The sequence below is a fragment of the Sphingomonas sp. SL1004 genome, assembly GCF_057815015.1.
This window is the reverse complement of record NZ_JBYMUX010000001.1, coordinates 3061606-3077456: the sequence shown is the minus strand read 5'-3', so window position 1 is coordinate 3077456 and position 15851 is coordinate 3061606. Positions and strand designations below refer to the sequence as shown.

Here is a 15851-nt window from a genome sequence, read left to right as displayed (position 1 = left end):
CGACCGCGAATCCTTGGGGAACGGCGATGACCGGCACGCTTCGCCTGCAATACGCGGTGTCCGACGACGGCATCGATTCGCGGGATACGGCCGAGCCGAGCGAACTCGAGCGCGCCCGCGCGATCTTGCGCCAGCGCCAGATCCGCTCGGCGACGTTCAGCCCGGTGCGCGCGCTGTTCCAGGATCCCGCATGGGACATCCTGCTCGGGCTGTTCGTGGCACATGAGGAAGGCAGCGTGCAGAGCGTCGAGGCGATCCGCATCGCCACCGCGCTGCCGATCGCGGCGGTCCGCCGCTGGGTGCTGGCGATGGAGCAGCAAGGCATGGTCACCTGCTGGCCGATCGACGCCGACTTCGCCATACGCTCGATCGGCCTGACCGACGAGGCGGTCGGGATGATGCTGCGATTTCTGCAGGAGATGTAGGGAAGCGTGTCCTTTGACACGAAAACTTGCCCTCTCAGGTCAGAACATATCGTGATCTGTCAAAACCAAGTGACAAAGCTTTTGACCGATCAGCGAGAATTTTGACACCGATTTGTCCGGCGCGGTTGAGTTAGGATTCCATCCTACAGGCCGGTTGTGGGAAGGTCGGCATTATGCCGCCACCGTCGAAGCCGTCAGGGACCGGTAGAGCCGGGCATGGTGGCCCTCGAAAAGCTTGGCTATTCGTGCACCGACTTGCCGGCGCTAGCCCAACGCGATCCGATCAGATTTGAGCTTGGGCGGGCGTCCGAATCGGACTCCCCTCGCCTCAGCCGTCAACATACCGAATGACGCAAATTTCATCGTTCCTTTGACCACTGGCCTCGCCGCGCGGTTCGATGTCCGCCTTCGAGCGAGCACCACCTACAATTTGCTGCAACCAATCCATACCTGACAGTCCCGCAATTGAGTCCATGCTATTGGCAAGGACTGTGCGTCGATGCTCGTTGCGGGATCCGCGTCATTCCGGACCGAGATACTCCAGCAGCATTGTGATTAGTGAACGCAGCTCCCCCCGGAGCTTCTCGCTCTTCGCTGCGTGTTGAATCTCATACCGGTCCGCGAGTTCGAGAACGGCTAGCATGACCGCATCCGAATGGCGCATCAGCACCACCAGCCCCGCTCCGCTCGGACCGTTCCTCCCATAGAGCCAGTTTTGTACCGTCCGCGCATTCGCTCCCGTAAGACGGGCGATATGCTTCACCTTCGCCGGGGATGTGCCGAAATCCCGACGCAGCGCGTCGGCGATGACACTGGCGAATGACGCCACCGTGTCTGCGGCCGGATCAATGGGAAATTTGTTTCCGTCTCCCGCGCGAAGTTTTCGGTCCTTTTCCGACAACGACATTCCATCCTCCCGCGAATAGAAAGACGTCAGTCGGACACGGGAGCGACACGCCCGTGACAAGCGTCAGGAAAAGCGGTGCGGGAAGAACCTCCGGACATGAAGCTGGTGCGGGCCGCTCAGTACGTGCGCATGTCGACCGACCTTCAAAAGTACTCGACCGAGAACCAGGCCGAAGCGATCGCGGCATATGCCGCCAGGCGGGGCATCGAAATTGTCCGCACCTATGCGGACGAAGGTCGTAGCGGACTGAACATCGCCGGACGCGATGCGCTCAGACGTCTGATCGACGACGTGCAGAGCGGCAAGGCCGACTACGACGCGATCCTCGTCTACGATATCAGTCGCTGGGGGCGCTTCCAGGACGCGGACGAGAGCGCCTACTACGAATTCATTTGCCGGGAACGCGGCATACACGTCCACTACTGCGCGGAGCAGTTCGACAACGACGGCAGCTTCCAGGCAAACGTAATCAAGACCGTCAAACGGATGATGGCCGGCGAATACAGCCGTGAACTGTCCACGAAGGTCTTCGCGGGGCAGTGCCGCCTAATCACTATGGGCTATCGGCAGGGCGGCCCCGCAGGATACGGCCTGCGTCGACATCTCGTGAACGAGCGCAACGAACCAAAGACGCTCCTCGCAGCCGGCGAACAGAAGAGCCTCCAGACGGACCGCGTCATCCTTGTGCCGGGACCGAACATCGAGATCGAAACGGTGCGCCGGATATACCGATGGTTCGTACTCGAGCATAGGTCGGAGCGCGAGATCGCGACCGCCCTCAACGGCGAAGGCTTCGTCACCGATCTGGGCAAGTCATGGACCCGCTCCGTCGTCAGGCAGATTCTGAGCAACGAGAAGTACATCGGGAACAACGTCTACAACCGCGTCTCCTTTAAACTGAAGAAGCAGCGCGTGGTGAACCCACCGGACATGTGGATCCGGCGGATCGGTGCGTTCGAGGCGATCGTCGATCCGGGGCTGTTCGAAGCCGCGCAGACTATCCTCGCTGAGCGCGCCCGGCGCTTCTCGGATTCCGATCTCCTGACCATGCTGTCGGACCTGCTCTCCGCCAAAGGCGTCCTGTCGGGCATGATCATCGACGAGGTCGAGTCGATGCCATCAACGGCTGCCTATAGACATCGGTTCGGCAGCCTGCTGCGGGCATACCAGCTGATAGGCTACACCCCCGACCGCGACTTCCGCTACGTCGAGACCAATCGCCAGCTTCGCCTGATGCACCCCGAGGTGGTCGCCAGCACCGTCTTGGGCATCGAAGCGGTCGGCGCCCATGTCTCGGTCGACGGAACGACCGATCTGCTCGTCGTCAACCACGAGGTGACGATCGCGCTCGTTATCGCTCGATGCCGGACGACCGCCGCCGGATCGCTACGCTGGCGGGTCCGCCTCGACGCTGGTCTGCGGCCCGACATCACAGTCATCGTTCGCCTCGCGCCCGACAACAGGACGGTGCGGGACCACTATCTCCTTCCGTGGATCGATCTCGGTGCCGAGCCGCGTTTCGGCATGGGAGAGGACAACGGCATCATGCTCGATGCTTATCGCGCCGAAGACCTCTCGCCGCTGTACCACCTGCTGCGCCGTCACGCCGTGGAGTACGCGCTGTGACGCCCGACATCATCGACATTCCCATCGCCTCTATCGAAGTGCTGAACCCCCGGGTACGCAACCGGAAGGTCTTCGAAGATCTCGTCGAAAGCATACGCGCGGTCGGACTCAAGCGCCCCATCATGGTCAGGCGTTCACCAAACGGCCAGGGCTTCGAACTGATCTGCGGACAAGGTCGCATGGAGGCATTCGTCAAGTTGGGCGCGACCGCGATCCCGGCCATCGTCATCGAAGCCACTCGCGACGAATGCTACGTGATGAGTCTCGTCGAGAACATGGCGCGCCGCAACCTGTCCCCGCTCGAGCTGATCCGCGAAGTGGGCGTGCTGCGGCAGCGCGGCTACAGCCATACGGAGATAGCGCGGAAGGTCGGCTTCAGCCCCGAGTACGTCTGGACGATCAACTTCCTGCTTGAGAAAGGCGAGGAACGGCTGCTGGACTCCGTTGAACGTGGTGTCATTCCACACACCATCGCGGCCGAGATCGCCCGTGCCGACGACGCGCAGGTGCAGCGGTCCCTTACGGAGGCGTACGAAGCGGGGTCGTTACCGGGCGCTCAGGTTCTCGCGATCCGGAGGATCGTCGATCAGCGGAACCTGATCGGCAAAGGCATCAAGTCCGTTCGAACCGGACCGAAACGCAGCCAGCCCACAACCGCCGCTGCGCTCGTCCGCGCCTACCAAAAGGAGGTCGAGCGCCAGCGACTTCTGGTGAAGAAGGCAACGCTGACGGAAGGACGCCTCACGTTCATCGTCGGCGCGATGGGCAAGCTGCTGGCGGACGAGCATTTCGTCACGCTTCTTCGAGCCGAAGGGCTGGCCAGTCTCCCTCATCCTGTCGCTCAGCGCCTGGGCATCGCCGGAGACCCGACGTGAAAGATCCGATCCGGATATCGTTCGCTCGCGAGGTGTTGGACCTTCGTCTCGACGCGATCCTGCCGGTCCGCCCAATGACGGTCCGCATAGTCGAATCAAAGCGCTATGTCCGCATCGCGACCTCGGTGCGTGAGATCGGCATCGTCGAGCCACTGGCCGTCACGGTCGCCGATAGGAACGGACGGCACATGCTGCTCGATGGCCATCTTCGTCTGCATGCGCTGCGCGAAGCGTCTGTGGAGTCGGCTCCGTGCATCGTCGCTGACGACGACGAAGCCTTCACCTACAATAAGCGGGTGAACCGTCTGGCTACGGTGCAGGAGCACTACATGATTACGCGTGCCCTCGATCGTGGCGTGCCGGCCGCCATGATTGCCGCGGCGCTGGGCATGGACGAAACGCTGGTCGCCCGCCGACGGACCATGCTCGACAGAATATCCTCCGATACCGTCGAGATACTCAAGGACAAGCACGTTAACGCGGTCGTCTTCGACATCCTCCGCAAGCTGAAGCCGGAGAAGCAGTTTGCGGCGGCTGAGATGATGGCGGCGATGAACAACTTCACCGCCAGCTACGCTCGAGCGATCCTGGCCGCGACCCGTCAGTGCGATCTCGCCAAACCCGATCAGCCTAAGAAGATACTCGGCGTCACGCCGGAACAGATGGCGCGAATGGAACGTGAACTCGAAACGCTCAATGCCGATTTCCGCGCCCGGGACTCCAATTTCGGCGACGACGTCCTCGAACTCGTGCTTTCGTCGCGCTACCTGAAGCGGTTGATCGGCAACGACAAAGTCGCGAGCTACATCACGTCAAGGCATCCTGAAATCATGAGCCAGTTCCAAGCCATAGTTGACGCGACCTCTCTGGATGCTAGCTGAGGCATTACTCGGACGTCGCCTAAGCCGTTTTCAACATCTGTACTGATAAACGATCCCCGTTGGGCCGAAGCAGAAGATGTAAGACCTGGTTGCCCCGGTTCTGGCAGCGGTAAAGGTCGGGTCGCTGCGTTCGGTTAAATCTTGGCCGGCGCGGTCCAGCCGATCCGCGCAAGCGTGCCGAGCAAGGTCGAGCGCGGCACCTTGAAGCTTCGGCAGACTGACGCCTTGCTGGCCCCTCCCTCCAACGCGGCAGTAATCCGTTCGAGCGTTTCGGCCTCGATCATCGGCGGTCGGCCACCTTGGCGTCCTCGGCGTTTGGCCGCGGCCAGACCTGCCATTACCCGCTCACGTGTCAACGCCCGCTCATATTGCGCCAATGCGCCAAACAGCGAGAACAGCAATTCGCCGTGCGGCGTGGTCGTATCCATCTGCTCGGTCAGCGACCGGAACGCGATGCCCCGCACTTTAAGGTCTGTGACGATCGTAAGCAGATGCGGCAGCGAGCGCCCGAGGCGGTCGAGCTTCCACACGATCAGCGTGTCACCCGCGTTCAGATAGTCGAGACAGTCTTTCAACCCCGGCCGATCGTCGCGCGCGCCTGATGCTTTGTCGGTATGGAGATGACGATGATCGACGCCAGCTGCGACTAGCGCATCACGCTGGAGATCGACCGTTTGGCGATCGTCGACCGACGACACCCGCATGTATCCGACCAGCATGTACGACAAACCCTCAAACGTATGTTTCCGAACAAAATAACAAAGCGACAGGGTTTGTCGACTGTTATCAATTAAGAGGGGATAGGGTCCAGCGAAAGCGGGCGCCGGGGTGTCGCCTATCATGTGTTTTCCGACAGTCTCAAGACGCTGCGGCAACCTATACCGGCGTCATGACCAAGATACTGGATACGGACAGGAGATCGCAGGGTTCACCTGAACCCTCATTTCTGCACCTGAACGACAGCGCTCGGCATCATCGGGTCGCCTGACGCAATGACGAGGTACCGGCGCATGTCGCCCTTCGCGTCGCTGACGATCTGGCGGAGCGGTCCGAGCGTGTTGACGATCGCGCCGCCAGCCGGATTGGTCATGAACTTTGCCAGAGGCTGGATCACGCCGCCACCATCAGCGCGGGAGGATAGCCCAAGGACATAGGGCATCTTTGGGCTGAGGCCCGCAACCGCCGCCTGCAGGATCTGGACTTGGCCTTGATCGAACAGCGTGACCTGGCTGCGGCCAGTCCCGGCGAGGGTCAGCTGGATCTTCATGCCGGCCTGTGCGAGCGGTATCAGGTTTGCACGGCCTTCGCCTACCGGCACCGCGCCGGGAACATAGGCCACGCCTTGCGGCCCCTGACCGATCGGAATCGTCGCGATGACGGTGTTGCTGGCGGTGTCGATCGCCGCAACAGCGTCGGCGTTCTCCAGCCCGACATAGATCCGCGAGCCGTCGCCCGACGGCCACAGACCGTGCGGCAGCGCGCCGACCGGGATGCTCGCGACCTGCACGAAGTCGGTGGTGCGGAACACCTTCACGACATTCTCGGTGCCGACCGTCACATAGGCGAACTGGCCGGCCTTGGTGCGGGCGATGTTGACGTGGTTGGTGATCGCGCCGGTGTCGAACGTCTTCAGCACTGCGAAGGGTGGCTTGGCGTCGAACACCATGACCTTGCCGACGTCCTTCAGCGTCAGCCAGACCTGCTTGCCGTCGGGCGTCGCGGCGATGTCGGGGCAGAACGGGCTTGCCTGCTTGACGCGACCGACGATCTTCTTCGAGGCGGTGTCGATCACCACGGTCTCGGGTGAGAAGCTCGAACAGACATAGCCGTATTTCCCGTTCGGCGAGAAAATCGTCATGCCGGGGCCGTTGGGGACGGGGATGCGCGTGGTCGGCGCGAAGGTCTTGCCGTCGAGCACCTGGATATAATCCTCGCCGCGCACCGCGACCCAGACTTCGCGACCGTCGGGGCGGAAAAACGCCTCATGCGGCGAGCGCCCGACATAGGTCGTGTGCTTCACGGCATTGGTCGCGGTATCGATGAACGTCACCGAGTTCGAACCGATCGAGATCGCCGCCAGCGTCTTACGATCGGGCGAGAAGCCCATGCCGTGGACAAGCAGCTGCCCCTTGTAGAGCGGGCTGAGGTTGGCGGGGGTCTGGTCGCCGAGCTTGATGACGCCGAGCAGCGTGTTGGTTGATGGGTCGATCACCGACACGGTGTTGGAGAACTGGTCCGACGTGTAGAACCGGTCCTGCGCGCTGACAGGGATGTCGGGGGTCGCATTGGGCACTTGCTGGGCAAACGCAGGGCCTGAAAAGCACAAGGCGGTGCAGGCGGTTAGGGTGAAACGCTTCATGGACGGTCTCCGTGATGGGGGTGACCAGTCGCGGTCGGTCCGGTGTGACGTGGCAACGCGCCGCCTTCGGATAGGATGCCCTGCATCACCGCGATTTCCTGACGCTGTTCGACGATGATCCCTTGCGCAAGCCGGCGCAGGCGTTCGTCCTTGCCGTAACGCAACTCGATCTCAGCCATGTCGATCGCACCTTGATGATGCGGGATCATCATCCTTGCGAAGTCGCGATCGGGATCGTTTGAATAGCCGGTCATCATCGCGCCGTGCATCCGCGTCATCGCCGCATCCATCGCGGACGCGAAGCCGTCCGTTTGCGCGATAGCAGCGGTCGATACGGACAAGCCTATCGCCATCAGCAAGGTCATGCGTGATCTCATCGTCCTGTCCCTAGTTTTCCTGTTTACGACACGCGAGCGATGATGCCGATAATCGTTGCTAGCACGGCCATGCAGGCCGGGAGAAAGAGCATCTGTATAGCCGCTTCGCGCCCTGTGATCGTGCCCGTCAAGATATCGACCGGGCCCTTGATGAACTCCGAGAACGAACGGAGGGGTTCGCCGGGGGCGGGAGTATCGCTGAGTACGATGCCGCCAGCAATCAGACCGAAATACAGGATCATGAAGACCGACACGACCGTCAGGACGAGCGCCGTAGCTGCATCACGTGCGAAGAAGGTCCAGAAAGTCAGCAACATTGCTGCATACACGCCGACGAGCAAGCCCAACGTGGCAGGATGGACGCCGCGCGATGCGATGCCTGGAGCCGTTCTTTCCAGCTCGTCATAATTGCCTGCATCCGGCACGATTGCGAGATGTCGACGCACAGGCTTAGGAGCAACGAGTGTCTCGGTAGCGAGATCGTAGATCGGCTGTGTTGCCATGAGGAAGTCTCCGCGCGTCTCGATGAATGCCGAGCGTGACAGGATAGATGATTGCGGCGGGGCGGTCGGTCCAACGCATAACCACGGTCATTCCAATCATTTAACAGGAACGGTCGGCGATCTATAATCGCGTTTTCGTATTGAAATCATCGCGACCATGCGTTGGACGCGAGGGACATATCGGTCGATCTAGCGGCATCGGACCGGCACGATCACCCGCCGGGTCCGTGATAAGGATCAAACGATGAAAGCTGCGATCGTTCTGGTTGCCGCGATGTTGGCCTCCGTAGCGCCAGTCCCGGCGATCGCTCAGGCCTATTGGGCTGCACCTGCGGCGGACGACTTTCCCTACGATATCAAGGCGGTTCAGGCACCGTGGTCGAAGGCTGATATCGACCTCAGCCATCATGACCGGATCTATGTGTCTGACCCTACATCGACGAAGATCGTTGTCATCGATCCTGCAGCGGGCAACGAACTGGGACGGATCGACCTCGCCAAAAGCGCGATAGCTGAGCCCAGCTTTTCCAGCCCCAAAGTCCAGCACCTGGCTGCAACGCGTGACGGGCGGACCCTGGCGGTATCGGCATTAGCGCAGCACAGTGTGACGCTCGTAGATCTGGCCACGAACACGGAACGGGGCCGGACCGTGTTCCAGACGTCGCCTACCGCCGTCGCGTTTACGCCCAATGGGCACGAACTCTGGGTTTCGCTCGGCGATGAACATGCCATCGCGGTCGTGGATCCTAAGACAGCGCGGGAGATCACCCGCGTACCAGCAAGTGGCGGAGCGGGCGCGACCATCCTGTCGCCAAACGGACGCTATGCCTTTGTATCGCTTACTGAAAGGCCGTCCATCCTGGTTGTCGACGTCGAGCATCGGCGCGTCGTCGGACACGTTGCCAGCAACGGTGCAGGTGCGGGAGCAATCGCGGTCTCGCCAGATGGCAAACAGATCTGGGCAACACGCCGCGAGAGCGGCACGACCACGGTCTTTGCTGCCAAACCGCCGTTTGCGGTACGCGAAGTGATAAACACTGGTCCAGCAACGGGCGCGGTCAACTTCGCCCAGCGCGCAGACGATTCCTTTGCCTATGTCAGCGTTGGCGGCGATCAACCTGCAATCAAGGTCTATAGAACCGACAGCCTGGAGGCTGTGGCAACCGTCCCGCTACAAGCGGCTCCGAGTGCGGTTTGGCCGTCGGGCGATGGTACGAGGATCTATGCCAGCCTGGCCGGAACCAACAAGGTCGCTGGGATCGACACGCTGACGTACACCACCGTGTCGACGATCCCGATCAGTACGGATGCGCAGAGCCTGATCTACGTTCCTGGTGCCGTAAGATCAGGAAAAGGTCTCGCCAATCTGGTGCCATCCGGGCGCGATGCGGCGCTTGCCCTGGCGGCGCGTTGATCGGTCTCACACCGTCTGTAATCTCCCAACGAAAGCCCTTTCCAAAATGACCAAGCCCCCCGTCAGGATCGCGATCAGCGGTGCCGCAGGACAAATTTGCTATTCGCTGCTCTTCCGGGTCGCGCAGGGTGACGTGTTCGGACCGGACCAGCCCGTTATCCTTCAACTGCTCGACGTGCCGCAGGCGCTGGACGCAGTACGCGGCGTGGTCATGGAACTGGAGGATTGCGCGTTCCCGCTGCTGGCAGATGTGATCATTACTGATGATCCGATGGTGGCTTTCAAGGACATCGATGCGGCCATGCTGGTCGGGTCTCGTCCCCGCTCGAAGGGCATGGAGCGCCGTGATTTGCTCGCTGCCAACGCAGCGATCTTCAAGACGCAGGGCGCAGCGCTGGACGCAGTGGCCAAACGCGACGCCAAGATCCTGGTCGTCGGTAATCCCGCCAACACAAATGCCTGGATCATTGCGCAAAGCGCACCGGGTTTCCCTGCCGAAAACATCACGTCGATGATCCGCCTCGATCACAACCGCGCGCAGGGACAGCTTGCGGCCAAGGCGGGTGTCGGTGTCGATGCGATTACAAAGCTCGTCGTCTGGGGAAACCATTCGCCGACGATGTTTGCCGACTGGGGGAATGCCGAACTCGATGGCCAAAAGCTTGCCGACCGTATCGGAAACGAGGCCTGGTACCGCGAGACCCTGATCCCCACCGTTGCGCAGCGCGGAACCGCGATCATCGAAGCACGGGGTGCGTCCTCGGCCGCGTCGGCAGCAAATGCGGCGATCGACCATCTGCGCGATTGGGTGCACGGCGCAGGCGACAATTGGGTGTCGATGGGCGTGGTGTCAGATGGCTCCTACGGTATCCCGCAAGGGCTGGTGTGCGGCGTGCCGGTGCACTGCAAAAGCGGTGGGTATGCGCGTATCGAAGGACTGATCCTCGATCCATTCCAGCGAACGATGCTTGATCGCACGATTGCCGAACTGGTCGATGAACGTGAGGCGGTTATCGACATTCTGAAATGACCGATCGGTATATCTGATTGGAATGACCGTAATCTTTGGTTGGTGCGATTGATCTCCTTTCCCTATCATTGGGGCAAGGAGATCGGGCATGACCCTGGAACAACTCAGGATTTTCGTCGGTGTCGCTGAGCGCGAGCACATGACGCGCGCGGCCGAAGCGCTCAATGTGACGCAGTCAGCCGCAAGCGCTGCCATCGCCGCGCTGGAAGCCCGGCACGGCGTGCCGCTGTTCCACCGGGTCGGCCGTGGGATCGAACTGTCCGAAGCGGGCCGCATGTTTCTGGTCGACGCACGCGCAGTGCTTGGCCGTGCCGCCAGCGCGGAACTTGCACTGGCCGAATATGCAGGACTGGAGCGCGGCACTCTGCGGCTAGTCGCAAGCCAGACGATCGCGGGCTATTGGCTGCCCCGCCAGCTGGCCGCGTTCCATGCGCGCTACCCCGCGATCTCAATCGAACTGGCGATCGACAACACCGAGGGGGCCGCGGCGCGCGTGCTCGACGGTGCGGTCGAGCTCGGCTTCGTCGAGGGTGTGATCGACGAGCCCGCGCTCGCGCATTGGACGGTCGCGAACGACCGCATGGTGCTGGTAAGCGACCGCGCAGCCGACACGATCGACGAGGACTGGATCCGCGCCGCACGCTGGATCGTCCGCGAGCAGGGATCGGGCACGCGCTCGTCGTTCGAGGAGGTGCTGCGCCAGCGCGGCGTCGATCCGTCGGACCTCACCGTGGCGCTGATGCTACCATCGAACGAGGCGGTACGTAGCGCGGTCGAGGCCGGGGCGGGCGTCGCGGTGCTGTCGCAGCATGTCGTCGCACCTGCAATCGCGGCCGGCACGTTGCACGATCTACCGCTCGGTCTGCCGCGGCGTCCGTTCTACGCGCTGCGCCATAAAGAGCGGTATCGAACGCGGGCGGCCGATGCGCTGACCGATCTCATCAAGGAGACTGGCAAGTGACCGCCGATCTGAAACCCGTTCTCGATGGCCTGAAGCCCCTCAGCCGGCTCGACTCCCCGCGCGAGATGATCCGGCAGTTCACCCCCAACTGGTTCGCCGCTACGATGGGCACCGGCATTCTCGCGCTCGCCTTGCCGCAGGTGCCGGGCGTCGGCGCATCGCTGCACCCGGTCGGCGAGGCGCTGTGGTACTTCAACATCGCGCTCTTCACGCTGTTCGCCGGGCTCTACACCGCGCGCTGGACGATGTTCGGACACGAGGCGCGGCGGATCTTCGGGCACAACACCGTGTCGATGTTCATCGGCACGATCCCGATGGGGCTGGCGACGATCATCAACGGATGTCTTGCATTCGGCCTGCCGCAGTTCGGCGCGGGCGTGATCCCGATCGCCGAGACATTGTGGTGGATCGACGTCGCGATGTCGCTCGCCTGCGGTGTGGCGATCCCCTACCTCATGTTCACGCGGCACGAACATTCGCTCGACGGCATGACCGCGGTGTGGCTGCTGCCGGTGGTCGCGGCGGAGGTCGCAGGTGCGAGCGGCGGCCTGCTCGCCCCGCATCTGGCGGACGCGCATCACCAGTTCGTCGTGCTCGCAACGTCGTATGTGCTCTGGGCTTATTCAGTGCCGGTCGCGTTCGGCATCCTCGCGATCCTGATCCTGCGGATGGCACTGCACAAGCTGCCGCACGAGAGCATGGCCGCCTCGAGCTGGCTCGCGCTCGGTCCGATTGGCACCGGCGCGCTTGGGATGCTGGTGCTCGGCAGCAACGCGCCCGCGATCCTCGCCGCCAACGGCCTGGGGCAGATCGGCGCGGTAGCGCAGGGGATTGGCACGATTGCCGGGCTGCTGCTCTGGGGTTTCGGTCTGTGGTGGCTGGCGCTCGCGACGCTGATCACGATCCGCTACTGGCGCGCGGGCATTCCGTTCAACCTCGGCTGGTGGGGCTATACCTTCCCGCTTGGCGTCTACACGGTCGCCACCTTCAAGCTCGGCACGACGCTTCAGCTCGGCTTTTTCGGGATCGTCGGCACTGTCCTCACAGTGGCGCTCGCAGCAATGTGGCTGCTGGTCGGCGCCAAGACGGTCGCGGGCGGCTGGCGCGGGAACCTGTTCGTGTCGCCCTGCATCGCCCAAGCCAATTGATGGGCCGAACTGATCGTCCTGTCGGATCGAACCGTCGCATCCGATCGACCCGTACCGGGCAGACCGGCGGACGGGTCGCGCATAAAAGCATGACATCGAAGGGAGAATGCTGGTGGACAGCCTGGATATGAAATTGGCGCAGGCGACGAACCGCCGTCGCTTTCTCTCAGAAGCCGCGATCGGTAGCGGCGCGCTGATCGCCGCGCCCGCGCTGGCGCAGAGCATGGTCGATCTGCATCTGCCAGGTGGCCCATCGGAACGGCCCATGACCAACGCGTTCCCCGGCAAGGGCAACATGATCCTCCAGCGTATCCACCCGCCGTTGCTGGAAACGCCGATGAGCGTGTTCAATGGCGACGTCTTCACGCCGAACGACCAGTTCTTCGTCCGCTGGCACTGGGCCGACATTCCAACCGCGATCGATGTCGAGGCGTTCCGGATCAAGGTGTACGGCGCGGTCACGCGTCCGCTGTCGATCTCGCTCGCGCAACTGCTGAAGCTGCCGCGCGTCGAGTTGGCGGCAATCAACCAATGCTCGGGCAATTCGCGGGCGTTGTTCCAGCCTCCGGTGGCGGGTGCGCAGTGGCGTCACGGGGCGATGGGCAACGCCAAATGGCTCGGCGTGCGGCTGCGGGATGTGCTCGATATCGCCGGCGTGAAGCCGGGCGCGGTCGCGGTGCGGTTCGGTGCGCTCGACCAGCCGGTGGTCGCGGGCGGACCGGATTTCGCCAAGTCGCTGTCGATCGACCATGCGCGCGACGGCGAGGTGATGCTCGCCTTCGGGATGAACGGCAAACAGATGCCGCTCCTCAACGGCTTCCCGGTCCGGCTGATCGTACCCGGCTGGTATTCGACCTACTGGGTCAAGATGCTGAACGACATCGAGGTGCTTGCCGCGCCCGACGACGGTTACTGGATGGCCAAGGCGTACAAGGTGCCCGCCACGCCCGGCGCGAACGTGCGGCCTGGCCAGAAGGATTTTCCGACCGTCCCCATCAACAAGATGATCCCGCGCAGCTGGGTCACGAGCCTCGACGAGGGGCAGGTGATCGCGTTCGATCGCTCGATCCCGCTGGGCGGTATTGCGATGGGGGGCGATTGCGGCGTCGCCAAGGTCGATGTGTCGACCGACAACGGCAAGACCTGGTACAAGACGACGCTCGGCCCCGATCACGGCAAATACAGTTTCCGCCGCTGGGATGCGCAGGTTCCGCTCACGCATGCGGGCCCAACAAAGCTGATGTCGCGCTGCTGGAACACCGCCGGCATCGCGCAGCCGATGACGCCGATCTGGAATCCGGGCGGGTTCATGCGCGGCAACATCGAAACCACCAACATCGTCGTCGGCTGAGGAGCGCACCGCATGAAAACGCCTTCCATCGGCACGCTGTCGTTCGGGTTCGTCGGCGCGACCGTCGTTCTTCTGCTCGCGATCGGTGCCCCGAACAGCCGCGTCGCCCCGCCGCCTGCGGCCCCGACTGCACCACCGCCGCCAAGCGTCTCGGCGCGCGGCTTTTCGCTGGCGTCCACCTCGGTCGATCTTCCGACCGACGAAGGTCAATATCCCGCCGGCCCGCATGCCGATGTCATCAATGCCAACTGCACGTCGTGTCATTCGGCGAGCATGGCGCTGAACCAGCCACCACTCTCTGGCGACCAGTGGACCGCGGAGGTCACCAAGATGCGCGAGGTCTACAAGGCACCCGTCGCCGCAGCCGACGTACCGGCGATCGTCGCCTATCTGACTGCCATGAGCACGAAGCAGCCGGGCGCCGCGAAGGGCAAGGCACAGGACCCCGATCCGAAGGCTGCGCCCGACGTATCGGGAGGATCAGGTTAAGCCATCAACTCACGACACGCGGTTTTGCGCGCGAAGTGCTGTGCGGCGTGTACGTGTCTCGCGCAGTGTCGCATCGGGCGCCAGACCGTCTGCCGGCACCTTGGGTATCGCAACGCGCTGCGACAGGTAGATGCCGTTGTGGCCCGAGCAGAGATAGGCCACGAAACAGGCGACGGCGATCGGCACCGCATAGGCGGCGCCGAACAGTTCGATTCCCATGAAGGTGCAGGCGAGCGGGGTATTGGCGGCCCCGGCAAACACCGCGACAAAGCCGATCGCGGCGAACAGGCCCGTCGGCACGCCCAAGAAAGGCGCCAGCGCGTTACCGAGCGCTGCGCCGATGAAGAACAACGGCGTGACTTCACCGCCTTTGAAACCCGCGCCGAGCGTGACGACGGTAAACAGCAGCTTGATCGCCCAACTCCACGGATGCGTGTCCGGTCCGAAGAAGCTGGCGATGGTAAGGCTGTCGGGCCCCGCTGCCAGGACACCCAGGCCCAGATAGTCGCGCGTGCCGAACAGGAAGACGAGCGCGATAACGACGGCCCCGCCGATCACTGGACGTAGTGGACCATAGGGAACGATACGCTTGAGCCATCCCCCGACCACGTGGTTGGCTTCGGCGAAGGCCAGACCGACCAGTCCGAATATGATCCCCGCAACACCTGCCTTCGTCACGAGCAGCGCATCGACGGGTATCAACGCACCGATCGGGTAGACACCGTGATGGATACCCCAGGCGAGGCACGTCCAATCGCCGACCAGCGCTGCAACAAGGCAAGGCACCAGCGCGGAATATTCAACGCGGCCGATCGCCAGCACTTCGAGCGCGAAGACCGCTCCTGCGATCGGCGTGCCGAAGACCGCGCCGAACCCGGCTGCGATCCCCGTCTTCAACAGGATGCGCGTGCCGCCCGCATCGAGGTGGAGCGCGCGGCCGAAACCGCTGGCAAGGCTTCCGCCTAATTGGACGGCGGTGCCTTCACGTCCGGCCGAGCCACCGAAAAGATGCGTCACCACTGTGCCGAAGAAGATGAGCGGCGCCATCCGCAGCGGCACACCGCCGCCCGGCTCGTGGATCTGCTCGACGATCAGGTTGTTGCCGCCCTCCACCGAGCGCCCGGTGAGATGGTAGAGCAATCCGACCACGAACCCGCCCACCGGCAGCAGATAGAGCAGCCAGGGCGATGCGAACCGCAGTCGCGTAACGGTATCGAGGCTCAACAGGAACGCCGCACATAGCGTCCCGACGAGTGCCGCCATGGGCAGCAGGATCAGCGCCCAGCGCAGGACAGAGATCGCATGGTCGTGACGATCGCGCACGAATGCCGCAACGTTCAGCGTGTCGACCAGATTGCGAAAGGTAGCGCGCACAATTCCTCCTTGCTGCCTGACGGCGCCAAGTAGGAATCATCAGCTCATGTCAGAGCGGTTCGGCCAAATTGCCCGGCAGAAATCCATTGCCGAGGTCGATCTATGAGACGTTGGCCCCAACCGTCAATGGG

General features: G+C 62.8%; 16 protein-coding genes and 1 riboswitch. Of the genes, 10 read left to right on the top strand and 6 right to left on the bottom strand.

The window, feature by feature from the left end; all coding sequences use genetic code 11:
• Positions 1 to 26: 26 nt before the first annotated feature.
• Entirely contained in the window at positions 27 to 425 is a 399-nt protein-coding gene (locus AC3D24_RS13980; RefSeq protein ID WP_489031541.1) for a hypothetical protein, read from the top strand.
• 520 nt (positions 426 to 945) lie between these two features.
• On the opposite strand, the gene AC3D24_RS13975 is transcribed toward AC3D24_RS13980, so the two are convergent.
• On the bottom strand, positions 946 to 1332 hold the full coding sequence (locus AC3D24_RS13975) for a hypothetical protein (protein ID WP_489031539.1): 387 nt from the start codon (positions 1330 to 1332) through the stop codon (positions 946 to 948).
• A gap of 96 nt (positions 1333 to 1428) precedes the next feature.
• Between AC3D24_RS13975 and AC3D24_RS13970 the strand changes: the two genes are divergently transcribed.
• Genes AC3D24_RS13970 through AC3D24_RS13960 form a run of 3 tightly spaced genes read left to right on the top strand, consistent with a single transcriptional unit; the run spans position 1429 to position 4714 of the window.
• The gene (locus AC3D24_RS13970) at positions 1429 to 2958 is read left to right on the top strand and encodes a recombinase family protein (RefSeq protein WP_489031537.1); all 1530 of its coding nucleotides are present in this window, start codon (positions 1429 to 1431) and stop codon (positions 2956 to 2958) included.
• Positions 2955 to 3833 (top strand): plasmid partitioning protein RepB C-terminal domain-containing protein, encoded by an 879-nt coding sequence (locus tag AC3D24_RS13965; RefSeq protein WP_192007783.1) that lies wholly within the window; start codon positions 2955 to 2957, stop codon positions 3831 to 3833. The genes AC3D24_RS13970 and AC3D24_RS13965 overlap by 4 nt, the downstream gene beginning before the upstream one ends.
• On the top strand, positions 3830 to 4714 hold the full coding sequence (locus AC3D24_RS13960) for a plasmid partitioning protein RepB C-terminal domain-containing protein (RefSeq protein WP_197975158.1): 885 nt from the start codon (positions 3830 to 3832) through the stop codon (positions 4712 to 4714). Before AC3D24_RS13965 ends, AC3D24_RS13960 begins: the two co-directional genes overlap by 4 nt.
• A 134-nt stretch (positions 4715 to 4848) precedes the next feature.
• Here the strand turns inward: AC3D24_RS13960 and AC3D24_RS13955 are convergent, their stop codons facing one another.
• The 4 genes from AC3D24_RS13955 to AC3D24_RS13940 all read right to left on the bottom strand — a co-directional run bounded on the left by AC3D24_RS13955 (position 4849) and on the right by AC3D24_RS13940 (position 7953).
• Positions 4849 to 5433, bottom strand: coding sequence for a recombinase family protein (locus AC3D24_RS13955; protein WP_151990310.1), 585 nt, complete (start codon positions 5431 to 5433; stop codon positions 4849 to 4851).
• A 221-nt stretch (positions 5434 to 5654) separates the two neighbouring features.
• Entirely contained in the window at positions 5655 to 7073 is a 1419-nt protein-coding gene (locus AC3D24_RS13950; protein ID WP_037535052.1) for a YncE family protein, read from the bottom strand.
• Complete coding sequence (copM, locus tag AC3D24_RS13945; RefSeq protein ID WP_008828623.1) at positions 7070 to 7438, bottom strand: CopM family metallochaperone; 369 nt, start codon at positions 7436 to 7438, stop codon at positions 7070 to 7072. The genes AC3D24_RS13950 and copM overlap by 4 nt, the downstream gene beginning before the upstream one ends.
• 35 nt (positions 7439 to 7473) lie before the next feature.
• A complete protein-coding gene (locus AC3D24_RS13940) occupies positions 7474 to 7953 on the bottom strand; it encodes a hypothetical protein (RefSeq protein WP_043150680.1) in 480 nt (159 codons plus the stop codon).
• A 244-nt stretch (positions 7954 to 8197) separates the two neighbouring features.
• Here AC3D24_RS13940 and AC3D24_RS13935 point away from each other — a divergent pair, with 244 nt between their 5' ends.
• The 6 genes from AC3D24_RS13935 (at position 8198) to AC3D24_RS13910 (ending at position 14346) form a co-directional block, all read left to right on the top strand.
• On the top strand, positions 8198 to 9367 hold the full coding sequence (locus AC3D24_RS13935; protein WP_051583499.1) for a YncE family protein: 1170 nt from the start codon (positions 8198 to 8200) through the stop codon (positions 9365 to 9367).
• On the top strand, positions 9348 to 10397 hold the full coding sequence (locus tag AC3D24_RS13930) for a malate dehydrogenase (RefSeq protein ID WP_243693492.1): 1050 nt from the start codon (positions 9348 to 9350) through the stop codon (positions 10395 to 10397). Before AC3D24_RS13935 ends, AC3D24_RS13930 begins: the two co-directional genes overlap by 20 nt.
• Positions 10398 to 10485: 88 nt before the next feature.
• Positions 10486 to 11358 (top strand): LysR family transcriptional regulator, encoded by an 873-nt coding sequence (locus tag AC3D24_RS13925; protein ID WP_019054677.1) that lies wholly within the window; start codon positions 10486 to 10488, stop codon positions 11356 to 11358.
• Complete coding sequence (locus AC3D24_RS13920) at positions 11355 to 12506, top strand: TDT family transporter (protein WP_107955916.1); 1152 nt, start codon at positions 11355 to 11357, stop codon at positions 12504 to 12506. Before AC3D24_RS13925 ends, AC3D24_RS13920 begins: the two co-directional genes overlap by 4 nt.
• Positions 12507 to 12612: 106 nt before the next feature.
• A complete protein-coding gene (locus AC3D24_RS13915; RefSeq protein WP_199860755.1) occupies positions 12613 to 13857 on the top strand; it encodes a molybdopterin-dependent oxidoreductase in 1245 nt (414 codons plus the stop codon).
• 12 nt (positions 13858 to 13869) lie between these two features.
• Entirely contained in the window at positions 13870 to 14346 is a 477-nt protein-coding gene (locus AC3D24_RS13910) for a hypothetical protein (protein WP_107955917.1), read from the top strand.
• Between the two features lie 9 nt (positions 14347 to 14355).
• Here AC3D24_RS13910 and AC3D24_RS13905 read toward each other — a convergent pair whose 3' ends face one another.
• Positions 14356 to 15720: a voltage-gated chloride channel family protein gene (locus tag AC3D24_RS13905; protein ID WP_043150688.1), complete on the bottom strand. Its 1365-nt coding sequence runs from the start codon at positions 15718 to 15720 to the stop codon at positions 14356 to 14358.
• Between the two features lie 23 nt (positions 15721 to 15743).
• Positions 15744 to 15820: riboswitch (Fluoride riboswitch) on the bottom strand.
• Positions 15821 to 15851: the final 31 nt, after the last annotated feature.

Excerpts from the sequence above, each read along its gene's own strand:
- AC3D24_RS13980 (WP_489031541.1), top strand. The coding sequence starts at position 27 with ATGACCGGCACGCTTCGCCTGCAATACGCGGTGTCCGACGACGGCATC.
- AC3D24_RS13975 (WP_489031539.1), bottom strand. The coding sequence starts at position 1,332 with ATGTCGTTGTCGGAAAAGGACCGAAAACTTCGCGCGGGAGACGGAAAC.
- AC3D24_RS13970 (WP_489031537.1), top strand. The coding sequence starts at position 1,429 with ATGAAGCTGGTGCGGGCCGCTCAGTACGTGCGCATGTCGACCGACCTT.
- AC3D24_RS13955 (WP_151990310.1), bottom strand. The coding sequence starts at position 5,433 with ATGCTGGTCGGATACATGCGGGTGTCGTCGGTCGACGATCGCCAAACG.
- AC3D24_RS13950 (WP_037535052.1), bottom strand. The coding sequence starts at position 7,073 with ATGAAGCGTTTCACCCTAACCGCCTGCACCGCCTTGTGCTTTTCAGGC.
- copM (WP_008828623.1), bottom strand. The coding sequence starts at position 7,438 with ATGACCTTGCTGATGGCGATAGGCTTGTCCGTATCGACCGCTGCTATC.
- AC3D24_RS13940 (WP_043150680.1), bottom strand. The coding sequence starts at position 7,953 with ATGGCAACACAGCCGATCTACGATCTCGCTACCGAGACACTCGTTGCT.
- AC3D24_RS13935 (WP_051583499.1), top strand. The coding sequence starts at position 8,198 with ATGAAAGCTGCGATCGTTCTGGTTGCCGCGATGTTGGCCTCCGTAGCG.
- AC3D24_RS13925 (WP_019054677.1), top strand. The coding sequence starts at position 10,486 with ATGACCCTGGAACAACTCAGGATTTTCGTCGGTGTCGCTGAGCGCGAG.
- AC3D24_RS13915 (WP_199860755.1), top strand. The coding sequence starts at position 12,613 with ATGCTGGTGGACAGCCTGGATATGAAATTGGCGCAGGCGACGAACCGC.
- AC3D24_RS13910 (WP_107955917.1), top strand. The coding sequence starts at position 13,870 with ATGAAAACGCCTTCCATCGGCACGCTGTCGTTCGGGTTCGTCGGCGCG.